Origin of the sequence: Micromonospora sp. RHAY321, assembly GCF_023896955.1 — a bacterium.
GTDB lineage: Bacteria > Actinomycetota > Actinomycetes > Mycobacteriales > Micromonosporaceae > Micromonospora.
On the sequence record NZ_JAMHIW010000004.1, the window covers coordinates 348,840 to 370,552 of the forward strand.

Sequence of the window (21,713 nt, forward strand, 5' to 3'; positions counted from 1 at the left end):
TCGGCCGGGACGTTTTCCCCGACCAGCGCTCGCAGCCCTCAGACCGCGAAGTCGCCAGCGCCGAACGGGCCCACCACGGCCAGCGACATCGGCCGGCTGAGCAGCTCGGCGGCGAGGACGTTCACGTCCTCCACGGTGACCTCGTCGACCCGGCGGAGCAACTCGTCGACCGGCATCAGATCGCCGTAGAGCAGCTCCCCCTTGGCCAACCGGCTCATCCGGGAGCCGGTGTCCTCGAGACCGAGCACGAACGAGCCCTTGCTCATCCCCTTGCCCCGGGCCACCTCGGCCTCGGTCAGCCCGTCGGCGGCGACGCGGGCCAGCTCGGCGCGGGTCAGGGCCAACACCTCGTCCACCTTGCCCGGCGCGCAGCCGGCGTAGACGGCGAACAGGCCGCTGTCGGCGTACTGACTGGCGTAGGAGTAGACCGAGTAGGCGAGGCCGCGCTGCTCACGGATCTCCTGGAACAGCCGGCTGGACATGCCGCCGCCGAGCACGTTGTTGAGCACGCCGAGGGCGAAGCGCCGCTCGTCGAGGCGGTCGATGCCGGGGCAGCCGAGGATGACGTGCGCCTGCTCGGTCTCCTTCGGCTCCACCAGGGTGGTGGCCGGCCGCGTCCGTACCGCCGGGGTGGCCCCGCGGTGCGGCGCCGGGGTCGCCGGGTCGCTGTCCAGCGGGGTGCCGCGCACCGCCTGGCGGACCAGCTTGACCACGGTGGCGTGGTCGAGGTTGCCGGCGGCGGCGATGACGATCTCCGGCGCCGTGTAGTGGCGGCGGTAGAAGCTCTGGATCTGCCGCCGGGTCATCGGCGTGACGGTCTCCTCGGTGCCGGAGATCAGTCGACCCAGCGGGTGGTCGCCGTAGACGGCGCGGGCGAAGAGGTCGTGCACCTCGTCACCGGGCTCGTCGTCGTGCATGGCGATCTCTTCGAGGATCACGCCGCGCTCGGTCTCCACGTCGGCCGGCTCCAGCAACGAGTCGGCGACCAGGTCGCACATCACGTCGATCGCCAGCGGCAGGTCCTCGTCCAGCACGCGGGCGTAGTAGCAGGTGTATTCCTTCGTGGTGAAGGCGTTCGTCTCGCCACCGACCGCCTCGATCTGCGAGGAGATCTCCAGGGCGGTGCGCTTGTGGGTGCCCTTGAAGAGCAGGTGCTCCAGGAAGTGCGCGGCGCCGGCCTGCGGCCGGGTCTCGTCCCGCGAGCCGACCGACACCCAGACGCCGAAGGAGACGCTGCGCATCGCCGGGATCGCCTCGGTGAGCACGCGCAGGCCGCTGGGCAGCACGGTACGTCGTACCGTGCCACCCAGCGGGTCGTCGCTGAGCGTCCGGGTCACCGCCCGGGCGGTGCCGCCGGAGCGGCCCGCCCCGGTGTCCCGGGACGCAGCCACCCCCCGTCGATCCGGTGGAAACGGCGCACTGAAGGCCCGACTCACGTACTGCTCCCAGATCGACGAGGGGTGGGTGATGCGATGGTGAACGGTCAGCTGTGCCGGGTCCGGCGGCGCGGACGCTCGCCGCCCTCGCCACCCTCGCCGCCGCCGCCCTCGCCACGGTCGCCGCGCTCCGGGCCACGACCGCCCCGGTCGCCACCGCGCTCGCGGTCGCCCCGGTCACGCGGACCGCGGTCGCCCCGGTCACGGCCAGCCGGCCGGTCGCCGCCAGCCTCACCGGCGGACTCGCCGGCGGCCGGCGCCTCGGCGCCCTCCGGACGGACCTTGTCGAGGTAGATCTTGCCGCGGGCGTCGATGTCCGCGATCTCGACCTCGACCCGGTCGCCGACGTTGAGGAAGTCCTCAACGCGCTCGACCCGCTTGCCGTCGCCCACCTTGGAGATGTGCAGCAGGCCGTCACGGCCCGGCAGCAGCGAGATGAACGCGCCGAACGCGGCGGTCTTGACCACCGTGCCGAGGAACCGCTCGCCCTGCTTCGGCAGCGTCGGGTTGGCGATCCCGTTGATCCGGTCGACGGCCGCCTGGGCCGACGGGCCGTTGGTGGCGCCGACGTAGATCGTGCCGTCGTCCTCGATGGAGATCTCGGCGCCGGTCTCGTCCTGGATCGCGTTGATGGTCTGCCCCTTCGGGCCGATCACCATGCCGATCTTGTCGACCGGGATCTTGACGGTGGTGACCCGCGGCGCGTAGTCCGACATCTCGGCCGGAGCCTCGATCGCGGCCTTCATGACGCCGAGGATGACCTGCCGGGCCTCGTTCGCCTGCTGCAGCGCGGCGGCCAGCACGTCCGACGGGATGCCGTTGAGCTTGGTGTCGAGCTGGAGCGCGGTGACGAATTCCGGCGTGCCGGCGACCTTGAAGTCCATGTCACCGAACGCGTCCTCGGCACCGAGGATGTCGGTCAGCGTCACGTACTGGGTCTTGCCGTCCACCTCGTCGGAGATGAGCCCCATCGCGATGCCGGCGACCGGCGCCTTCAGCGGCACACCCGCGGAGAGCAGGCCCAGCGTCGAGGCGCAGACCGAACCCATCGAGGTGGAGCCGTTGGAGCCGAGCGCCTCGGAGACCTGCCGGATGGCGTACGGGAACTCCTCGCGCGACGGCAGCACCGGGATCAGTGCCCGCTCGGCGAGAGCGCCGTGGCCGATCTCGCGCCGCTTCGGCGAGCCGACCCGGCCGGTCTCACCGGTCGAGTACGGCGGGAAGTTGTAGTTGTGCATGTAGCGCTTGCGGTTCTCGGGGGACAGCGTGTCCACCATCTGCTCCATGCGGAGCATGTTCAGCGTGGTCACACCCAGGATCTGGGTCTCGCCCCGCTCGAACAGCGCCGAACCGTGCACGCGCGGCAGCACGCCGACCTCGGCGGTCAGCGGGCGGATGTCCCGCGGGCCGCGGCCGTCCATGCGGACCTGCTCGCGCAGTACGCGGTTGCGCACCTCGGACTTGGTCAGCGACCGGAAGGCGGCGCTGAGCTCCTTCTCCCGGCCCTCGAACCGACCGGACAGCTCGTCGGCGACCCGGGCCTTGACCCGGTCCAGGGCCTCCTCGCGGTCGGCCTTGCCGGCGATGGTGATCGCCTCGGCGACCTCGCCACGAACCAGCTCGGCGACCGCGTCGTACACGTCGTCCTGGTAGTCCAGGAAGACCGGGAACTCGGTGACCGGCTTGGCGGCGACCTCGGCCAGCTCGCTCTGCGCGCGGCACAGCTCGCGGATCGCCGGCTTCGCGGCCTCCAGGCCGCTGGCCACGATCTCCTCGGTCGGCGCGGTGGCGCCGGCCGAGATCAGGGCGACGGCGTTCGGCGTGGCCTCGGCCTCGACCATCATGATCGCGACGTCGCCGTCGTCCAGCGTGCGGCCGGCCACGACCATGTCGAAGGTGGCCCGGGCCAGCTCCTCCAGGGTCGGGAAGGCAACCCACTGGCCGTCGATGTGCGCGACCCGGGTCGCACCGATCGGGCCGGAGAACGGCAGGCCCGACAGCTTGGTCGACATCGAGGCGGCGTTGATCGCCACGACGTCGTACGGGTGCTGCGGGTCGAGCGCCAGGATGGTCTCGACGACCTGGACCTCGTTGCGCAGGCCCTTCACGAAGGACGGGCGCAACGGCCGGTCGATCAGGCGGCAGGTGAGGATCGCGTCCTCGCTCGGCCGGCCCTCGCGGCGGAAGAACGAGCCGGGGATGCGGCCCGCGGCGTACATCCGCTCCTCGACGTCGACGGTCAGCGGGAAGAAGTCGAACTGCTCCTTCGGGTGCTTACCGGCGGTGGTGGCGGAGAGAACGACCGTCTCGCCCAGCTGGGCGATGACGGAACCGGCGGCCTGGCGAGCCAGCCGACCGGTGGAGAAGGTGATCTCACGGGTGCCGAAGGACCCGTTGTCGATCACGGCGGTGCGGGATTCGGTGCCGAGTTTGGTCTCGGTCATGTGCTGTCGTGCTCCTTCGCGTCGTGGGCCCACGACATCGGGGAGCTGCTCAGCCGGCCGGTCTTCGATCGAAGCGCCCGGGTGGCCGGCATGATGCCGGAGTTCCCGGGGGCCACTACCGGAGACCGGTACGCTGACCGGCTCCCTCTCGGGTGGTCGCGCGGCCCGTGTTTCTTCAGGTGGGACGCGGTACGGGGGAGCGGCCGGTCGGCCACTCCCCCGTCACGTCACCGGCGCAGGCCGAGCCGCTCGATGAGCGACCGGTAGCGCGCAATGTCCTTCTTCTGGACGTAGTTGAGCAGCCGACGGCGACGGCCGACCAGCAGCAGCAGCCCACGGCGGCTGTGGTGGTCGTGCTTGTGCACCTTCAGGTGCTCGGTCAGCTCGGCGATCCGCTTGGTGAGGACCGCGACCTGGACCTCCGGCGAACCGGTGTCGCCCTCGGCGGTCGCGTACTCCGCGCGGATGCTGGCCTTGGCTTCCTGGTCGAGCGCCATGTTCTCCCTGTTTCGATGGGTTGATCAAGTAGGTGTCCGTCGTCCCGATGGACCGGGAACGGACCGGTACCTCGCACCCGCGGCGTCGAGCAGGCACGCGAGGCCCCACGCCGGTCACCCGACGTCTCCGCAAGACTACCAGCACTCGCCGGTAGCACCCGGTCAAGGGCCTCGGCCGGGGCCGCGTCGATCTTCCCGACGATCAGGACAGGGCGCGCCGGGTGCGCTCGACGTCCTGTTCCATCTGGGCGATCAACGGCTCGATCGAGTCGTACCGGATCTGTCCGCGCAGGTGCGCCACGAAGTCCAGGGCCAGCCGCTCGCCGTAGAGGTCGCCGTCGAAGTCCAGCGCGTACGCCTCCACCCGCCGCTCCCGACCGGAGAAGGTCGGGTTGGTACCCACCGACACCGCCGCCATCAGCGGCTCGCGCTGCCCGCGGCGGACCAGGCGGGCCGCGTACACCCCGTCGGCGGGCACCGCCGCGTACCGGTGGCAGAGCAGGTTGGCGGTGGGGAAGCCCAGCTCCCGCCCGCGCTGGTCGCCGCGGACCACCACGCCCTCCAGACGGTGCGGGCGGCCCAGTGCGGCCGCCGCCGCGCCCACGTCGCCCGCGTCGACGCAGGAGCGGATGTAGGTGGAGGAGAAGACGGTGCCGTCCTCGGCGACCAGCGGGCCACCCTCCACGCCGAAGCCGAAGGTGCGGCCCAACCGCTCCAGAAGTGCCACGTCACCGGCCGCCCGGTGCCCGAAGCGGAAGTTGCTGCCGACCACCACCAGCGCCGCGTGCAGGTGCTCCACCAGGATGTCGTGCACGAACTGCTCGGCGGGCAGCCGGGAGAACTCCGGGGTGAACGGCACCACGCAGAGCACGTCCACGCCGAGCGCCTCGATCAGCTCCGCCTTGCGGGCCTGCTCGGTGAGCACCGCCGGATGCGAACCGGGGCGCACCACCTCGGCCGGGTGCGGGTCGAAGGTGACCACCACCGACTGGACGCCCAGCTCCCGGGCCCGGGCCACGGCGTGGCCGATGGTCGCCTGGTGCCCCTTGTGCACGCCGTCGAAGACGCCGATGGTGACGACCGAGCGCCCCCACCCACCGGGCGCCGCGTCGTACCCCCGCCACCGCTGCATGCCGCTCCTCCCTGCTGGCCCGCCGACCGGCGGACGTCAACCGCCGGCCGCTGGCCGGCGCACCTGCGCCCCGCCGTCAGGCCGGGGCGAGCACGATCTCCGCGCGGGCCCGGCCGTCCCGCTCGCTGACGATAGCGATCAGGCCACCGGCCGGCCCGAAGACGGCGTACGGCCCGACGAGGCCCGTCGGGTCCAACGGCCCGCCGTGGGCCAGCACCCGGGCCTCGTCGGGTGTGGCCTCCCGGCGCGGGAAGAACCGGTCGGCCGCCGCGTCCAGTGGCAGGTTGACCACGTCCGGGGCGCGCTGCTCCAGCTCCTCGAGGGTGGCCGCCTCGGCGATGGTGAAGCCGCCCACCGCGGTCCGGCGCAGCGCGGTCAGGTGGCCGCCGACACCGAGCGCCAGGCCCGCGTCCCGGGCGATGGCCCGGATGTACGTGCCGGAGGAGCAGGTGACGTCCACGTCCACGTCCACCACGTCCGGCTCGGTACGGCGGATCGCCAGCACCTCCAGCCGGGAGATGGTGACCCGCCGGGCCGGTAGCTCGACGCTCTCCCCGTCGCGCACCCGCTTGTACGCCCGCTGCCCGTCGATCTTGATGGCGCTGACCGCGCTCGGCACCTGGTCGATCTCACCGGTCAGCGCCCCCAGCGCTGAACGGATCGCGTCGTCGGTGACCAGACCGGCCGGCGTGGAGGCGATCACGTCGCCCTCGGCGTCGTCGGTGACGGTGGCCTGACCGAGCCGGACCGTGCCGGTGTAGCTCTTACCGGCGCCGATCACGTACGTCAGCAGCCGGGTGGCACGGCCCACGCCGATCACCAGCACACCGGTGGCCATCGGGTCGAGAGTGCCACCGTGCCCGACCCGCCGGGTCTTCGCCAGCCGGCGGATCCGCGCCACCACGTCGTGCGACGTCATGCCGCCGGGCTTGTCGACCACGATCAGACCATCGGTGCTCACGTCGGCCAAGCCTGCCAGATGCCCCGGACGGGCAGATGTCTGGGCGTGCTCGGCTGACGGACGGCGCGGAGGCGGGACGGATGTCGGCACGTCGGGCCGGGGCTGTGGGAGAGGACCCTCAGCGGGTCGCGCCGACCACCGCCCAGCGGCCGGTGCGCAGCCGCAGCAGCAGGGCGACCAGACGGATCACCACGAACAGGGTGAGCCCGGCCCAGATGCCGCCGAGCCCGAGGTCGAGCCCGTACGCCAGCCAGATGGCCGGCAGGAAGCCGCCGAGTGCCGCCACGATGGTGAGGTTGCGCAGGTAACGCACGTCGCCGGCGCCGATCAGCACGCCGTCGAGCGCGAACACCACCCCGGCCAGCGGCTGCATTGCGACGAACCAGGGCCAGGCGACCATGGCCTGCTCGCGTACCCCCGGATCGGAGCTGAACCACGACGGCACGACGCCGGCGCCGGCGGCGATGACCAGCGCGAAGCCGACGCCGCAGATGCCGCCGAGCACGCCGATCCGGCGGGCCAGCGCGCGGGCGCCCTCCTCGTCGCCGGCCCCGAGGGCGGCGCCCACCAGGGACTGCGCCGCGATGGCCAGCGCGTCGAGCACCAACGCGGTGAAGAACCACAGTTGCAGGGCGATCTGGTGGGCGCCGACGGCGGCGGCGCCGAAGCGGGCGGCGACCGCGGTCGCGGACAGGAAGCTGGCCTGGAACGCCAGGCCACGGATCAACAGGTCCCGGCTGAGCACCAACTGCTGGCGGATCAGCCGGGGCCGGGGTCGCAGCGACACGCGCTCGGCGACCAGCGCCCCGGCGAAGAGCACCCCGGAGAGAGTCTGCGCGACCACGTTGGCCACCGCCGAACCGACCAGGCCGAGCCCGAGGGGATAGACCAGCAGCGGGCAGAGCACCGCGGAGAGCAGGTTGGGGCCGAGCACGAAGGCCAGCGGGCGGCGGGTGTCCTGCACTCCGCGCAGCCAGCCGTTGCCGGCGGCGGCGAGCAGCAGGCCGGGCGCGCCGAGCGCCGCGATCCGCAGCCACTGCGCCGCGGCGTCGCCCACCTCGCCACCACCTCCGGCGAGGGTACGAGCCAGCGCTCCCCCGCCGATCTGCATGCCGATGGCGACCAGCAGCCCGACGCCGAACGCGAGCCAGGACGACTGGACGCCCTCGGCCACCGCTGCCGCCCGGTCGCCGGCGCCGAAGCGGCGGGCCGACCGCCCGGTGGTGCCGTACGCGACCACGGTGCCCAGCCACGCGGTGAGCGTCATGACCGTGCCGCCGACGGCGAGCGCGGCGAGCGGCACCCGGCCGAGGTGACCGACCACGGCCGTGTCGACCAGCACGTAGAGCGGCTCGGCGGCGAGCACCACGAGCGCGGGCAGGGCGAGGCCGGCGATCCGGCGGGGGGACGCGGTCAGCGTGCTGGTGTCCATCGCCGGCGATCCTGTCACGGGCCAGGTAAGGATCGCAAGGATGGTCAGCGCTTACCGGCGGCGCTGCCCCGTCGGGCGGGGTGGAATCGGTGGGTGGACGCGGCGGACCACGGCCGGTCGGGCGGTGACGCGGTCGACGGGGGCCGTCTGCGGCGTCACCGCCGGACGGGTCGGGTCACTGGCGGGTGTCCATCGACGTCTGCAGCGCGCGGCGGGCCTGCTCGCGGGCGTCGTCGGCGGTGGTCTCCGGCTTGGGCTTGTTCGGCATGGTGGCGCTCCTTCCAGGGTGCGAGCCACCGGCACGCGGCGGCCCTCACGGGCGGTCGTGCTGAGCGCCCCACGGCGGTCCGGGGTTACCGGAGCAGCCGGTCGGGCAGCGTGAGCCCGGGTCGGTCCGACCCTGGAGGGAGGCGGCGCGAGGTGTGGCACCACCGCCCATGACCTGCACCGCAACGCGGTGCCGGCCGTCTCCCAAGTTATCGTTCAGGTCCACATACTGCTCAGGGTTCCCGCCATCTGGACAGGCCGGGACCCGACTCAGCGGGCCAGGAAGTGCCAGCCCAGCCACCACCAGAAGCCGAACAGACCGATCCGGCCCACCGGCACGGGACCCACCTCGTAGCGCATCACGTACGCGCAGACCTCACCGAGCGTGGGGATGCGGGAGCCCTCCCGCCGTGCCAGCCACTCGACCACGGCGAACAGTGCCAGCGCGGCGACGAAACCGCCGATCGCCAGTGCCCGCATCATCGCCGCACCAACCCCCAGAACGCGGCCAGCCAGGCGAACCAGGCCGCCGACCGGGTGAGCTGGTCCTCCAACAGCGGATCAGCCAGCCGGGAGAAGGTGGGGAAGTCGTCGCCCACCGCGAGCACGAAGGTGACGCCCTCGAAGACCCCGAAGACCACCACGGGCAGTGCCCACCAGGCCGCGCCCGCGCCCAACCGGCGCGGCGCCGGGCGGCGGGCCACCCGATTGCTGAGACCGAGCCAGATCAGCACGCCGCCGGTGCCGAGGGTGTAAAGATTGGCTTCGGTGGAGAACGACGCGAACCGGCCACCGACGAGCGACAGGCAGACGAGGACTGGCACGGAGACGGCAGGCCGGTCCCAGGTGCGGGGGGCCTCCACGGTGAGGTCGTGCGGCTGCTCCATCCCGCAATTCTTCCCGGTCTCACGGAACGCGGGAAGACCAACACTCCCCGGAGTTGACCCTGATCTTCCTGCCGGGTCGACGCGCCGAGGTCAGGCGTCGGGATGGATCAACGCCGCGTCGAGCTGGCCGCGGATCGCCTCGATTACCTGCTCGACCGTGCCCCGACCCGTGAACCCGGCGGCGAACCGGTGGCCACCGCCACCCAGCACGACCGCCACCCGGCTGACGTCGACCGCGCCCTTGCTGCGCATCGACACGGCCCACTGGCCGGGCACGGTCTGCTTCAGCACGCAACTCACGTCCGCCTCGGCGGTGCACCGCACCGAGTCGATCAGCGCCTCCAGCACGTACGGCCGCTGGTCGTGCCGGGCCAGGTCGTCCAGCGTGGCGAAGGTCCACACCAGCCCTCGACCGTCGGCCGCGGCCGGTTCCAGCCGGGCACGCCCCAGCACCTCGCCGAAGAGCCGGACCGCGCCGAAGGGCCGGGTGTCGAAGACCCGACGGGAGATGTCGCCGGGCGAGATGCCGGTGGCCAGCAGCCGGGCGGCCAGCTCGTGCACCGCCGGGGTGGTCGCCTCGAACCGGAACGAGCCCGTGTCCGTGGTCAACGCCACGTACAGGCACTCGGCGATGGCCGGATCCAGCGTCACGCCGAGCCGGGCCAGCAGGTGCTCGGCCACCACCGAGGTCGCCGCGGCGGTCGGGTCGATCAGGTTGACCGTGCCGAAGCCGGCGTTGGAGGCGTGGTGGTCGAGCACCAGCGCCGCACCGGCCGACGACAACCGCCCCGCCAACTCGCCGAGACGCGACTCGCTCGCCGCGTCGAAGCAGATCACCAGGTCCGGGTCGGCGTCCGCGGCACCCGCAGGGACCAGCAGATCCAGCCCCGGAAGCCCACGGAACGGCTCCGGCACCTCCGGAGGCCCGGGAAAGGTCGCCTGCAACCGGTGTACGCCGAACTGACGCAGGCCCAGACCGAAGCCGAGCATGCTGCCCAGCGCGTCGCCGTCCGGGTTGACGTGGCAGATCAGCAGCACCCGGGCCGTCGGCGGAAGCGCACGGAGCAACGCCTCGGCCGCGGCCCAGTCCGCACCGGTGGGGCCGGCGCCGACCGTCCTGTCGAGTTCAGCGCCGGCGGTGCCGGTCACCGCGCTTCCCCACCCCGGGGGGTCTCGTCCGCGTCGGTGGCCTCGTCGGTCTCGTCGGCCTCGTCGTCGTCGACGCGGTACGGCTGCGGCTCGCCCGCGTACTCCGCCTGGGCGGCGAGCCGCTGCACCTCGGCGTCGGCGTTACGGGCCGCGGCGAGCAGATCGTCGATGTGCTTGACCTGGTCCTGGACGTCGTCCAGGACGAAGGTGAGGGTCGGCGAGTGCCGCAACCCGAGCGCCTTGCCGACCGTGCTGCGCAGCAGGCCCTTGGCGCTCTCCAACGCTGCCGCGGTGCCCGCCTGGGCGGCCGCGTCGCCGAGCACCGTGTAGAAGACCGTCGCGTCACGCAGGTCGGCGGTGATCCGGGCGTCGGTGATGGTGATCATGCCGAGCCGCGGGTCCTTGATCTGGCTCCGCACCACCGACGCGACCAGCTCACGCACCCGTTCCGCGTGCCGGCGTACCTTGGCCGGATCAGACATCTCGCCACCTCCACGGCGTCCTGCTCCCGGCCGACCCGGCGACCCGTGGGGCGCCAGCCGACCGGCCAACATCTCGAACACTACCTTCGCGGCCCGTCCGGGGCCTCGGCACAGCCGGCACCCCGGTCAGTCGTCGTCCCCGCCGTACAGCCGGCGCCCGACCGACAGCAGCTCGACCTCGGGCCGACCCGCCACCAGGCGCTCGCAGGAGTCCAGCACCTCGCGGACGTGCGCCGCCTCGGCGGCCACCACGGCCACCGCTATCTGCGCTCGCCCGTGCAGGTCGAGCGCTCCCACCTCGGCGGCCGACACCTCGAAACGGCGCAGCGCCGCCACGATCGGCCGTACATATGATCTCTTGGCCTTGAGCGACCGGGAGTCGCCGGGCAGCAGCAGGTCGAAGACCGCGGTTCCAGTGAACATCGCCCTGGACGATACCGGGAACCCGCCCCGCATGATCAAGGGGTTTACGCCGGTCGGCGTAAACCCCTTGATCAGCGTGTCACTGCCGGATCAGGCGCGAACCTTCTCCCGCATCTCGAACGTCTCGATGACGTCGCCGACCTGGACGTTGTTGTAACCACCCAGGGTCAGACCACACTCGAAGCCCTCGCGGACCTCCGTGGCGTCGTCCTTGAACCGCTTCAACGAGGTGATCGTGAGGTTGTCCGCCACGACCGTCCCGTCCCGCAGCAGGCGCGCCTTCGCGTTGCGCCGGATGACACCCGACCGGACGATACAACCGGAGATGTTGCCGATCTTGGACGAGCGGAAGACGTCGCGGATCTCCGCGCTGCCGAGCTCGACCTCCTCGTACTCCGGCTTGAGCAGGCCCTTGAGCGCAGCCTCGATCTCCTCGATGGCCTGGTAGATGACGGTGTAGTACCGGATCTCCACGCCCTCGCGGTCGGCCATCTCACGGACCTTGTTCGAGGCCCGCACGTTGAAGCCGATGATCGTGACCGGCTCGGACGAGGCGCTCGCGAGCATGACGTTGCTCTCGGTGATCGCGCCGACGCCCCGGTCGAGGACCTTGAGCTGGACCTCCTCGGGGATGTCGAGGTTGAACAGCGCGTCCTCGAGGGCCTCCACCGAACCGGAGACATCGCCCTTGAGGATGAGGTTGAGCGACGTCTTCTCGCCCTCCTTGAGCTGCTCCATGAGCGTCTCGAGGGTGGCCCGACCACGGGAGTTGGCGAATGCCGCCGCCCGTCGCCGTGCCTGGCGCTGCTCGGCGATCTGCCGCACCGTACGGTCGTCCGCCGCGGCGAGGAACGTGTCACCCGCGCCGGGCGGCGCGGTCAGACCCAGGACCATGACCGGACGCGCCGGCCCGGCCTCGGCGACCTGGTTGCCGTTCTCGTCGAGCATGGCCCGGACCCGGCCGTGGGCCCCGCCGGCGACGATCGAGTCGCCCGCCCGCAGGGTGCCCTTCTGCACCAGCACCGTCGCCACCGCACCGCGGCCCTTGTCCAGGTGCGCCTCGATGGCCACACCCTGCGCCGGCCCGTCGATCGGAGCGGTCAGCTCCAGCGACGCGTCGGCGGTCAGCAGGACAGCCTCGAGAAGCTCCTCGATGCCGATGCCCGGCTTGGCTGCCACGTTGACGAACATGGTCTCGCCGCCGTACTCCTCGGCGACCAGGCCGTACTCGGTCAGCTGCTGGCGGACCTTGTCCGGGTTGGCCTCCGGCTTGTCGACCTTGTTGACCGCGACCACGATCGGCACGTCGGCCGCCTTGGCGTGGTTCAACGCCTCGATGGTCTGCGGCATCACGCCGTCGTCGGCCGCGACCACCAGGATCACGATGTCCGTCACCTGGGCACCACGAGCACGCATGGCGGTGAACGCCTCGTGACCCGGGGTGTCGATGAAGGTCACCGCGCGGTCCTCGCCCTCGTGCGGGACGTGGACCTGGTAGGCACCGATGTGCTGGGTGATGCCACCCGCCTCGCCGGCCACGACGTTCGCCTTGCGGATCGCGTCGAGCAGCTTGGTCTTACCGTGGTCGACGTGACCCATGACGGTCACCACCGGCGCACGGCTGACCAGACGCTCCTCGGCCACCTCCGCGTCGAGGTCGATGTTGAACTGCGCGAGCAGCTCGCGGTCCTCGTCCTCCGGGCTCACGATCTGGATGTCGAAGCCGAGGTGCTCACCCAGCAGCTGCAGGGTGTCGTCCGAGCAGGACTGGGTCGCGGTGACCATCTCGCCCAGGTTGAACATCTCCTGGACCAGCGAACCCGGGTTGGCGTTGATCTTGTCGGCGAAGTCCGACAGCGAGGCGCCACGGGAGAGCCGGACGACCTGACCCTGACCCCGGGGAGCACCCGAGCTCATGGTCGGAGCCGACAGGTTGTCGAACTCCTGTCTGCGCTGCTTCTTGGACTTGCGACCGCGCGTCGGCCGGCCACCCGGACGCCCGAAGGCACCCGCGGCGCCACCGCCACGGCCACGACCACCGGCACCCGGACGACCACCGCCACCGGACGGAGCACCCGGCCGGAAACCGCCACCGGGAGCACCGCCACCGCCGCCGGGACCGCCACGGTAGCCACCGCCACCGCCGGCACCCGCGCCGCCACCGGGGCCGCCGCGGTAACCGCCGCCGCCACCGGCACCGCCGCCGGGACCGCCACGGAAGCCACCGCCGCCGCCACCGGGACGACCCGCGCCGCCACCGGGACGACCTGCGCCGCCACCGGGGCCGGGGCGACCGGCAGCCGGACGCTGGCTCGGCATGGACGCCGGGCTGGGCCGCGGCGGCATGGAGTTCGGGCTCGGCCGCGGCGGCATGCCCGCCGGGCTGGGCCGGGGGCCACCCGCGCCCGCGGCCGGCGGCCGCTGCTGCTGGCCACCCTGGATGCCGAACGGGTTGTTACCGGCGCCGCGCGCCGGCGGGCGACCGCCCGGTCGCGCACCAGGACCCGGGGCCGGCGTGCTCGGACGAGCGGCCGGCGAACCGGGACGGGGCGGCATCGCCGTGGGACCCGGCCGAGGGCCGGGACCGGGACGGTTACCGTCGGCCGGAGGCTCCCGGCGGACGTTGTCCCGCTGCTGCTGGCGGGCGGCCTGCGCGGCCTTGACCGCGGCCTCCTGCTCAGCCTTCAGCGCGGCGGCACGCGCCTCCGCGGCCGCCACCTCGATGTCGTGGGCACTCGCCGGCTTGGCGACCGGGGCCGCCGGCTGCGGTGCACCGGGAACCGGACCCTTGGGCTTCGGACCCGGGGCCGGGGCCGACGGCCGCCGCGGCGGCATCGGCTTGGCCGAGACCGAGGCCCGGGGCGCGCCCGGGGTCGGAGACGGCGTCGGGGTCGAGGCCGGTGCCGGCGCGGGCGCCGACGGGGCGGCCGGCGCCGGAGTACCGGCGGACGCGACGAATGCGTTACGCAGCCGCCGGGCGACGGGCGCCTCGACGGTGCTGGACGCGGACTTCACGAACTCGCCCATTTCCTTCAGCTTGGCGAGAACGGTCTTACTCTCGACCCCGAGCTCTTTTGCAAGCTCGTGTACGCGGGCCTTGCCTGCCACTGCACTCCTCACTCCGAGGTCGTGCGGGCAGCACCCGCAGCGACCTCACTCGTGCACTTGAAGCCTGGTCATTTCAGGGACTTCATCGTGTGCTCATGTCGGTCGTCCTACCCTGCTAGCGACCCTCGCCCGGTCGGGCTGACCGGACGTAGTGGTTGGCGCATCGACGTGTTCCGCCAGCGCACCGTGGTCGAGGACCTCGGTGATGCGCAACGCACGCCCGAAGGCGCGACGCCGCACTGCCAGCGCGAAGCAGGCCGGATCCGGGTGCATGTTCGCTCCCCGACCCGGCAGCCTGCGGAACGGATCAGGAATAAGGCTGTGACCAGCCTCGTCCCTGATCGCTACGACCCGCAGCAATTCGCTGGCCGGCGCACGTTGCCGGCAACCCACACAGGTGCGCTCCGGCTGCGCGCGTCGTACCACTGGAGGAAGTCTACCCCTAGCTGCCCGAGATCGCGCCGCCCGGCTCCCGCACGTGATCAGCAGCCCCGCGTGCGGCGGGGCTGGTCTGCTCAGCGTCGGAGCGGATGTCGATCCGCCAACCGGTCAAGCGGGCCGCGAGGCGGGCATTCTGCCCCTCCCGACCGATGGCGAGAGAGAGCTGGAAGTCCGGAACGGTCACCCGGGCGGTCCGGGTGGCGAGATCGACCACCTCGACCCGCAGCGCCTTGGCCGGCGACAGCGCATTGCCGACGAAGGTGGCCGGGTCGTCCGACCAGTCGATGATGTCGATCTTCTCACCGTGCAGCTCGCTCATCACGGCGCGCACCCGCTGGCCCATCGGGCCGATGCAGGCGCCCTTGGCGTTCACCCCGGGGGTCGTGGAGCGTACGGCGATCTTGGTGCGGTGACCTGCCTCACGGGCGATCGCGCCGATCTCCACCGTGCCGTCGGCGATCTCCGGCACCTCCAGCGCGAACAGCTTCTTCACCAGCGCCGGGTGCGAACGGGACAGGGTGATCTGCGGACCGCGCATGCCCTTGGCCACGTGCACCACCACGCAGCGGACCCGCTCGCCGTGCACGTACCGCTCGCCGGGCACCTGCTCGGACTGCGGCAGCACGCCCTCCAGCTTGCCCAGGTCGACGCTGACGATGCCCTTCTCGGTCCGCGTCTCGTGCGCCTGCACCACGCCGGTGACCAGGTCACCCTCGCGGCCGACGTACTCGCCGAAGTGCACCTCGTCGGTGGCCTCCCGCAGCCGCTGGAGGATCACCTGCTTGGCGGTCATGGCGGCGATCCGGCCGAAGTCGTGGGGAGTGTCGTCCCACTCCCGCACCAGACTGCCGTCGGAGTCCATCTCCTGCGCGTACACCAGGGCGGCGCCCGACTTGCGGTCGATCTCCACCCGGGCGTGCGGCTCGGCACCGTCGGTGTGCCGGTAGGCGGTCAGCAACGCGGTCTCGATCGCCGCGAGAATCGTGTCGAACGGGATCTCCCGCTCGCGCTCGAGTGCGCGCAGCGCCGCGAGGTCGATGTTCACCTCTCCTCGTCCTCCACATCATCTTCGTCGTCGATGTCGTCTGAATCGTCAATGTCGTCCGCGTCGTCGTCCGCGTCGTCGAGCTCGTCCGGCTCACCCAGCTCGGCGAGCCGGGTGAACTCGACCTGCACCCGTCCCGGGCCCAGCTGGGCGTACGCCCAGGAGGCGCGGCCGTCGTCGGTCTCGAGCTGGATGCCCTCGTCGTCGGCCCCGACCACGCGGCCGGTCAGCTGACGGTCGCCGGTGGGCTGCTCCCCGCGCTGGTCCGGCAGCACGGCCGCGCCCCGGACGGTGACCTTGACCAGCCGGCCCACGTTGCGCCGCCAGTGCCGGGGCAGGGTGAGCGGCCGGTCCACGCCCGGCGAGCTGACCTCGAGCTGGTACTCCCCGGCGACGATGTCGCCGCCGGTCTCCTCGGCGGCGTCCAGCGCGGTCGAGACCGCACGGGAGACGTCGGCGACGGCGTCCAGGTCGATCCCGCCGTCGGCGTCCACGATCACCCGGACCACGTGCCGGCGGCCGGCCCGGGAGACCGTCAGGTCCTCCAGGTCGTAGCCCACACCGTTGACGACGGGTTCGATCACGGCCCGCAGCCGGGTACGCCGCGCGGCGAGATCACCGCCGCGGGGACCCGCACCACTGCGGGGTCGGTCCGTCGACCTGGTGGCACGGCCACGCTGCGTCATCTCCGCACCCTTTCCCTGGTCGACGGCGACGGTCGTCCCGCCATGCCGGCGCGCCACCGGAGCGGACGCGCCGGTGGTTGCGCAGAGCGTAACGCGCCTGCCCGCTGTCGGACCGGGCGGCGCACCGACGCCGGTGGCCCCTGGATCGGCACAGATGGTGTTGACTTGCCCGGTGGGGATCGGCAGAACGATACAGCGCGACCAGGCATCCGGACATACACGGCGAAAGCTCCTGCGCGTCGGGGCACTGCTGGCACTCGGCGGTGCCGCGGCGCCGCTGACCGGCTGTGATCTTTTCGACCGTGACGACGAGCCGTCGCCGCCACCCGACCCGCTGCGACCGATGGTGGACGAGTCGCTTCGGCTGGCCGCGGCACACCAGGCCGCCGCGACGGCGCACCCCGAACTGGCCGACCGGCTCGGCCCGATCGCCGAGGCGCACACCGCGCACGCCACCGAACTGGCCCGCGTGATCGGCGTCGCGTTGCCGTCGCCACCCGCCGCCACTCCGACCACCGCCCCGGCGGCCACCCCCGCCGCCGCTCTGGCCGCCCTGCGGACGCTGGAGAAGTCCGGCCAGAAGTCCGCGACCCTCGCCTGCGCGGCGGCACCGGCGGAAAGGGCGGCGCTGCTCGGGTCGATCGTCGCCGCCCGCGCGACCCATCAGGAGGCACTCAAGTGAGGCAGCCATCCGCCGGGGAGGCGCTCGCCGCCGCCCTCTCCGCCGAGTACGCGGCCATCTACGCCTACGGGCGGATCGGCGTCCGGCTCAGCGGGGCGGCGCGGGACGCCGCACGTCAGGCGGAGGCCGCGCACCGGCGCCGGCGCGACGCCCTGGTGGTGCAGCTCAGCACCAGCGGAGGCAGTGTGCCGCCGGACCGGGCCGGGTACGCGCTGCCGTTCCCGGTCACCGATCGGGCGAGCGCGTTGCGGCTGGCCGTCGAGGTGGAGGAGCGCACCGCCGCGCACTGGCGGGCGGCGCTGGCGTCAACGACCGGCGCCGACCGGGACCAGGCGCTGGCCGCCCTGGTCGAGTACGCCGTGCGCGCCACCCGGTGGCGGAAGACGGCGGGGCTGACACCGCAAACTGTCGCGTTTCCCGGCCGCCCGGCCTGAGTCGGTGCGCTCCGGTTGCGGAGCGCCATACCAGGTATGCATACTCCGTTGCCATGTCCATCCGTCACGGGTTGCTCGCCCTGCTCGAACGCGGCCAGATGTACGGCTACCAGCTGCGCGCCGCGTTCGAGGAGTCGACCGGCTCGACCTGGCCGCTGAACATCGGGCAGGTCTACACCACGCTCTCCCGGCTGGAGCGGGACGGTCTGGTGCGCCCGCTGCCGGAGAGCGAGGCCGGGCAACGCCCGTACGAGATCACCGACGCCGGCCGGGCGGACCTGGCACTGTGGTTCGCCACCCCGATCAGCCGCACCGACCGGCCCCGCGACGAGCTGGCGATCAAGTTGGCGCTGGCGCTGACCACCCCCGGCGTGGACGTCCGCTCGGTGGTCCAGGCGCAGCGCAGCGCGACGATGCGGGCGTTGCAGGAGTTGACCCGGTTGAAGTACCGCAGCGACCGGCCGGAGGACCTGCCCTGGCGACTCGTACTGGACTCGATGGTCTTCCAGGCCGAGGCGGAGGTGCGCTGGCTGGACCACTGCGAGACCAGTCTGGTCCGGCACCAGCCCGGCGTCCCCGCGCCGCCCGCACCCAGGCCGGGTGACGCGGACGCGTCCGACGCGGCGCGGTGGGCCGACGAGGAGGCGCGACGGTGAGCGGAGCGGACGACGCGGTGCTGGAGCTTCGCGCCGTCCACCGCACCCACGGGGCCGGCCCGGCGGCGGTGCACGCGCTGCGCGGCGTCAGCCTGGTCGTCCGGCCGGGTGAGCTGGTCGCCGTGATGGGTCCGTCCGGTTCCGGCAAGTCGACGCTGCTGGCCCTCGCCGGCGGTCTGGACCGCCCGACCCGGGGCGAGGTCCGGGTCGAGGGGCAGCCGTTGGGGGCGCTGGACCGCCGAGGGCTGGCCCAGCTGCGCCGCCGACGGATCGGCTACATCTTCCAGCAGCTCAACCTGTTGGGCAGCCTGAGCGCGGTGGAGAACGTCGCACTCCCGCTGGAACTCGACGGCGCCGGCGGCCGGCGGGCCCGCTCGGCGGCCCTGGCCGCGCTGGCCGAGGTGGGTCTGCCGGCGCTGGGTGACCGCTTCCCCGACCAGCTCTCCGGCGGGCAGCAGCAGCGGGTGGCCATCGCCCGGGCGCTGGTCGGCGATCGGCGGCTGGTGCTCGCCGACGAGCCGACCGGGGCGTTGGACTCGCAGACCGGCGAGGCCGTACTGCATCTGCTGCGCCGCCGGGTCGACGCGGGAGCCGCCGGCGTCCTGGTCACCCACGAGGCACGGCACGCCGGCTGGGCCGACCGGGTGGTGTTCCTGCGTGACGGAGTGCTGGTCGACACGACGGCACCGCTGGGCAGCGTCGAGCAACTGCTGTCCGGAAGCGACCGGTGACCATCCGCCGGGTGTCGCGGGCCCTCGGGCGCACCGACGTCCCGGCGGTCCCGCCGCCCGTACCCCCGCGCCGGAGGCGGTGGGCCGAGCTGACCGGCTCCTGGCGGGCGGCGCTGCGGATCGCCCGGCGGGAGTCGCGCCGGTCCCGCAAGCGGACCGCCCTGGTACTGGCCATGATCGCCCTGCCGGTGCTGGTGCTGGCCTTCCTGGCCGCCAGCTACGACATGGCCGAGCTGACCCCGCAGGAGCGGGTCGACCGCCGGCTCGGCGTCGCCGACGCGGAGTTGCGCTGGCTCGCCGACACCCCGGTCGGACAGGACGAGTGGGGCGACTCCTGGTACTCCCGCGACGGCGACCACCCGGCGACCGGCCGCGTGACCACCGCCGCCGAGCTGACCACGCTGCTCGGCCCGGGCAGCCGGGTCACCGAGATACGCGCGCGGCTCCCCCTGACGGTCCGCGGCCCGGAGCGCGACGAGAACGTCGAAGGACGGGTGCTGGACCTCACCGACCCGTTGGCCCGTGGGTTGGTGCGTTTCCAGGCCGGGCGGGCGCCCCGGCAGCCCGGCGAGGTCGCCGTGAGCCCGGATGCGTCACGGCGCCTCGACCTGCGCCTGGGTGACGCCCTGGTCACCGCCGACCGGACGCGGGCGTACACCGTGGTCGGGTTGGTCGAGTTTCCCGACGACCTCGGCCCGGTGGTGGCGCTGCACCCGGGCGCCGTGCCACGAAACGATGCACTGCTGGAGAGCAGCTGGCTGGTCGACGTGCGGGGCACCGTCGACGCCGCACTGGTGTCCCGGCTCAACGAGCACGGCGTGGTGGTCACCCCGCGCCACCCGACGACGCCGACGGCGGGATCGTCCCGGATGTGGTTCGGGTCCATCCGACCGGGCGACACCACGGACCTGAGCACCGGCGTACTGATCGCCGGCCTCGGGCTGCTGGAGGTGGTGCTGCTCGTCGGGCCGGCCTTCGCGGTCGGCGTCCGCCGGCGGCGGCGGGACCTGGCGCTGGTCGCGGTCGCCGGCGGCGACGCCGCCCAGCTGCGTCGGGTCGTGCTCGCCGACGGCGTGGTACTGGGTGTGCTGGGTGCCGCCGCCGGGCTGGTTCTCGGCGTCGGCGCGGCGTTCGCCAGCCGTCCACTGGTGGAGCAGTACGTCTTCGGCGCCCGCTTCGGCGGATACCGCTGCTGGCCGTCGGCGCTGCTGCTGCTCGGTGGGGTCGCGGTGCTGACCGGGGTGCTCGCCGCGCTCGCACCGGCGTGGACGGCCGCCCGGCAGGACGTCCTCGCCGGGCTCGCCGGGCGACGCACCCCACCCCCGCCCCGAGGCCGGTGGCTGGCCCTCGGGCTGGCTCTGGTGGCCGGCGGGGCGGCACTCGCGGCCTTCGGCGCGACCCGGACCTCACCGGCGGTGATCCTGACCGGTCTGATCCTCGGCGAACTGGGCCTGGTCTGCTGCACCCCCACGCTGATCGGCGCGCTCGCCCGACTGGGCCGGGTGCTGCCGCTGGCGCCCCGGATCGCGCTGCGCGACGCCAGCCGCAACCGGGCGGCCGCGGCACCGGCGATCTGCGCCGTGATGGCGGCGGTGGCCAGCAGCGTCGCGCTCGGCGGATACCTGACCAGCGACGGTGCCCGCGACGCGCGCGCCTACCAGCCGGTGCTGCCGACGGGGCACGTGCTGGTCAACCCGGTCGCCCCGACACCGCTGCCCCGACCCACGCTGGCCGAGGTCACCGCCGCGGCTCGGGCACAGCTCGGTGCCGGTCCGGTGGCCGCGGTGCAGGCGGTGACGTGCGCACCGGAGGGCGACTCGGCCGGCTACTGCTACGTCGCGCCCGGGTTGCCACCGGAGCGGGCCTGCCCATGGCTGCCCGCGGACGACCTCCCGGCAGCGGAACGCCGGCAGGCCCGGGCCGACCCGCGCTGCCAGCTGCACGACACGGACTACTACGGCGGCTACGTCGAGACGCTGGTGGACGACGGCAGCGCCCTGCCGATCCTCACCGGCGCGGACCCGGCGGTGACCGCCGAGGCCACCGCGGTGCTGCGCGCCGGGGGCGTCGTGGTGACCGACCCGCGCTACCTGCGCGACGGCCTGGTGTCCGTGCAGGTGAGCCGGGTGGAGGCCGGCCCCGACCAGCCGGACACCGTCGGCGAACTGCCCGGGTACGCGCTGCCCGCGGCGATCGGGCAGCCCCGCATGCTGCTGTCCCCCTCCGCCGCCCGACAGCTCGGCCTGCGCTGGTCGACGACCGGCTGGGTGATCGGCACCCCGGCGCCGCCGGACCAGGACCGGCAGGAGCGGTTCACCACCGCGCTGCGGTCCGCCGGGCCGTTGTCGGTGATCGTGGAGCAGGGCGCCGCCCCCCGCGACGTCTCACCGCTGCTGCTGTTGCTCGCCGCGGCGGCCGGCCTGATCACGGTGGGTTCGGCCGGGATCGCCACCGCACTCGCCGCCGCCGAGGGGCGCGCCGAGCTGTCCACCCTCGCGGCCGTCGGCGCGGCCCCGGCGGTACGTCGACTGCTGGCGATCTGCCAGGCCGGGGTCATCGCCGGTCTCGGCTCGGTGCTCGGCATCGTGGCCGGGCTGGGCACCGCCGCGATCGTACTGTTCTCCGTCAACCGCCGGTACGCCACCAGCTGGCCCCTCAGCGAGCCGTATCCCTTCCTGATGCCGTGGCCGGTGCTCGGCGTCCTCGTGCTGGTCCCGATGGTGGCGATGCTCGGCGCGGGCCTGTTCACCCGCGCTCGGCTGCCCATCGAGCGGCGACTGGACTGATCCGCCGCCCAGGCATCGACCCGGGCCGCAGGGG

20 protein-coding genes are annotated in these 21,713 nt (G+C 73.2%); 5 read left to right on the forward strand and 15 right to left on the reverse strand.

The genetic code is table 11. The annotated features are described in order from the left end of the window. Window positions 1–38 precede the first annotated feature (38 nt). From M8C17_RS12740 to rimP, 15 genes are all read right to left on the reverse strand, one after another. Window positions 39–1,436, reverse strand: coding sequence for a pitrilysin family protein (locus M8C17_RS12740; RefSeq protein ID WP_252416639.1), 1,398 nt, complete (start codon window positions 1,434–1,436; stop codon window positions 39–41). Between the two features lie 47 nt (window positions 1,437–1,483). Further along, window positions 1,484–3,880, reverse strand: a complete 2,397-nt coding sequence (locus M8C17_RS12745; protein WP_252416640.1) for a polyribonucleotide nucleotidyltransferase — start codon at window positions 3,878–3,880, stop codon at window positions 1,484–1,486. A gap of 227 nt (window positions 3,881–4,107) precedes the next feature. Beyond that, entirely contained in the window at window positions 4,108–4,377 is a 270-nt protein-coding gene (rpsO, locus tag M8C17_RS12750; protein ID WP_030337594.1) for a 30S ribosomal protein S15, read from the reverse strand. Window positions 4,378–4,579: 202 nt separating this feature from the next. Beyond that, window positions 4,580–5,509, reverse strand: coding sequence for a bifunctional riboflavin kinase/FAD synthetase (locus M8C17_RS12755; RefSeq protein WP_252416641.1), 930 nt, complete (start codon window positions 5,507–5,509; stop codon window positions 4,580–4,582). Window positions 5,510–5,585: 76 nt separating this feature from the next. Beyond that, entirely contained in the window at window positions 5,586–6,470 is an 885-nt protein-coding gene (truB, locus tag M8C17_RS12760) for a tRNA pseudouridine(55) synthase TruB (protein ID WP_308209416.1), read from the reverse strand. Window positions 6,471–6,588: 118 nt separating this feature from the next. Further along, window positions 6,589–7,902 carry an MATE family efflux transporter gene (locus M8C17_RS12765; RefSeq protein ID WP_252416642.1) on the reverse strand — a complete coding sequence of 438 codons (1,314 nt, stop codon included), beginning with the start codon at window positions 7,900–7,902 and terminating at the stop codon, window positions 6,589–6,591. 537 nt (window positions 7,903–8,439) lie between these two features. Further along, a complete protein-coding gene (locus M8C17_RS12770; protein ID WP_252416788.1) occupies window positions 8,440–8,649 on the reverse strand; it encodes a DUF6186 family protein in 210 nt (69 codons plus the stop codon). After that, window positions 8,649–9,056 carry a hypothetical protein gene (locus M8C17_RS12775; protein ID WP_252416643.1) on the reverse strand — a complete coding sequence of 136 codons (408 nt, stop codon included), beginning with the start codon at window positions 9,054–9,056 and terminating at the stop codon, window positions 8,649–8,651. Before M8C17_RS12775 ends, M8C17_RS12770 begins: the two co-directional genes overlap by 1 nt. A 90-nt stretch (window positions 9,057–9,146) precedes the next feature. After that, on the reverse strand, window positions 9,147–10,205 hold the full coding sequence (locus tag M8C17_RS12780; protein ID WP_252416644.1) for a bifunctional oligoribonuclease/PAP phosphatase NrnA: 1,059 nt from the start codon (window positions 10,203–10,205) through the stop codon (window positions 9,147–9,149). After that, a complete protein-coding gene (gene rbfA / locus M8C17_RS12785) occupies window positions 10,202–10,687 on the reverse strand; it encodes a 30S ribosome-binding factor RbfA (protein WP_252416645.1) in 486 nt (161 codons plus the stop codon). The genes M8C17_RS12780 and rbfA overlap by 4 nt, the downstream gene beginning before the upstream one ends. A 126-nt stretch (window positions 10,688–10,813) precedes the next feature. Further along, window positions 10,814–11,110, reverse strand: coding sequence for a DUF503 domain-containing protein (locus M8C17_RS12790; protein WP_252416646.1), 297 nt, complete (start codon window positions 11,108–11,110; stop codon window positions 10,814–10,816). A gap of 90 nt (window positions 11,111–11,200) precedes the next feature. Next, entirely contained in the window at window positions 11,201–14,218 is a 3,018-nt protein-coding gene (gene infB, locus M8C17_RS12795) for a translation initiation factor IF-2 (protein WP_252416647.1), read from the reverse strand. A 93-nt stretch (window positions 14,219–14,311) separates the two neighbouring features. After that, window positions 14,312–14,644 (reverse strand): YlxR family protein, encoded by a 333-nt coding sequence (locus tag M8C17_RS12800; RefSeq protein ID WP_252416648.1) that lies wholly within the window; start codon window positions 14,642–14,644, stop codon window positions 14,312–14,314. Between the two features lie 16 nt (window positions 14,645–14,660). Then, window positions 14,661–15,704 (reverse strand): transcription termination factor NusA, encoded by a 1,044-nt coding sequence (nusA, locus tag M8C17_RS12805; RefSeq protein ID WP_252416649.1) that lies wholly within the window; start codon window positions 15,702–15,704, stop codon window positions 14,661–14,663. Beyond that, complete coding sequence (gene rimP / locus M8C17_RS12810) at window positions 15,701–16,390, reverse strand: ribosome maturation factor RimP (protein WP_252416650.1); 690 nt, start codon at window positions 16,388–16,390, stop codon at window positions 15,701–15,703. The genes nusA and rimP overlap by 4 nt, the downstream gene beginning before the upstream one ends. A gap of 154 nt (window positions 16,391–16,544) precedes the next feature. Between rimP and M8C17_RS12815 the strand changes: the two genes are divergently transcribed. The 5 genes from M8C17_RS12815 to M8C17_RS12835 are packed head-to-tail and all read left to right on the forward strand — an operon-like array spanning window position 16,545 to window position 21,679. Next, window positions 16,545–17,072, forward strand: coding sequence for a hypothetical protein (locus M8C17_RS12815; protein ID WP_252416651.1), 528 nt, complete (start codon window positions 16,545–16,547; stop codon window positions 17,070–17,072). Continuing rightward, window positions 17,069–17,506 (forward strand): DUF4439 domain-containing protein, encoded by a 438-nt coding sequence (locus M8C17_RS12820; RefSeq protein WP_252416652.1) that lies wholly within the window; start codon window positions 17,069–17,071, stop codon window positions 17,504–17,506. Before M8C17_RS12815 ends, M8C17_RS12820 begins: the two co-directional genes overlap by 4 nt. Window positions 17,507–17,559: 53 nt before the next feature. Further along, on the forward strand, window positions 17,560–18,162 hold the full coding sequence (locus M8C17_RS12825; protein WP_252416653.1) for a PadR family transcriptional regulator: 603 nt from the start codon (window positions 17,560–17,562) through the stop codon (window positions 18,160–18,162). Continuing rightward, on the forward strand, window positions 18,159–18,893 hold the full coding sequence (locus M8C17_RS12830) for an ABC transporter ATP-binding protein (protein WP_252416654.1): 735 nt from the start codon (window positions 18,159–18,161) through the stop codon (window positions 18,891–18,893). Before M8C17_RS12825 ends, M8C17_RS12830 begins: the two co-directional genes overlap by 4 nt. 11 nt (window positions 18,894–18,904) lie before the next feature. Beyond that, window positions 18,905–21,679: an FtsX-like permease family protein gene (locus M8C17_RS12835; RefSeq protein WP_252416655.1), complete on the forward strand. Its 2,775-nt coding sequence runs from the start codon at window positions 18,905–18,907 to the stop codon at window positions 21,677–21,679. Window positions 21,680–21,713: the final 34 nt, after the last annotated feature.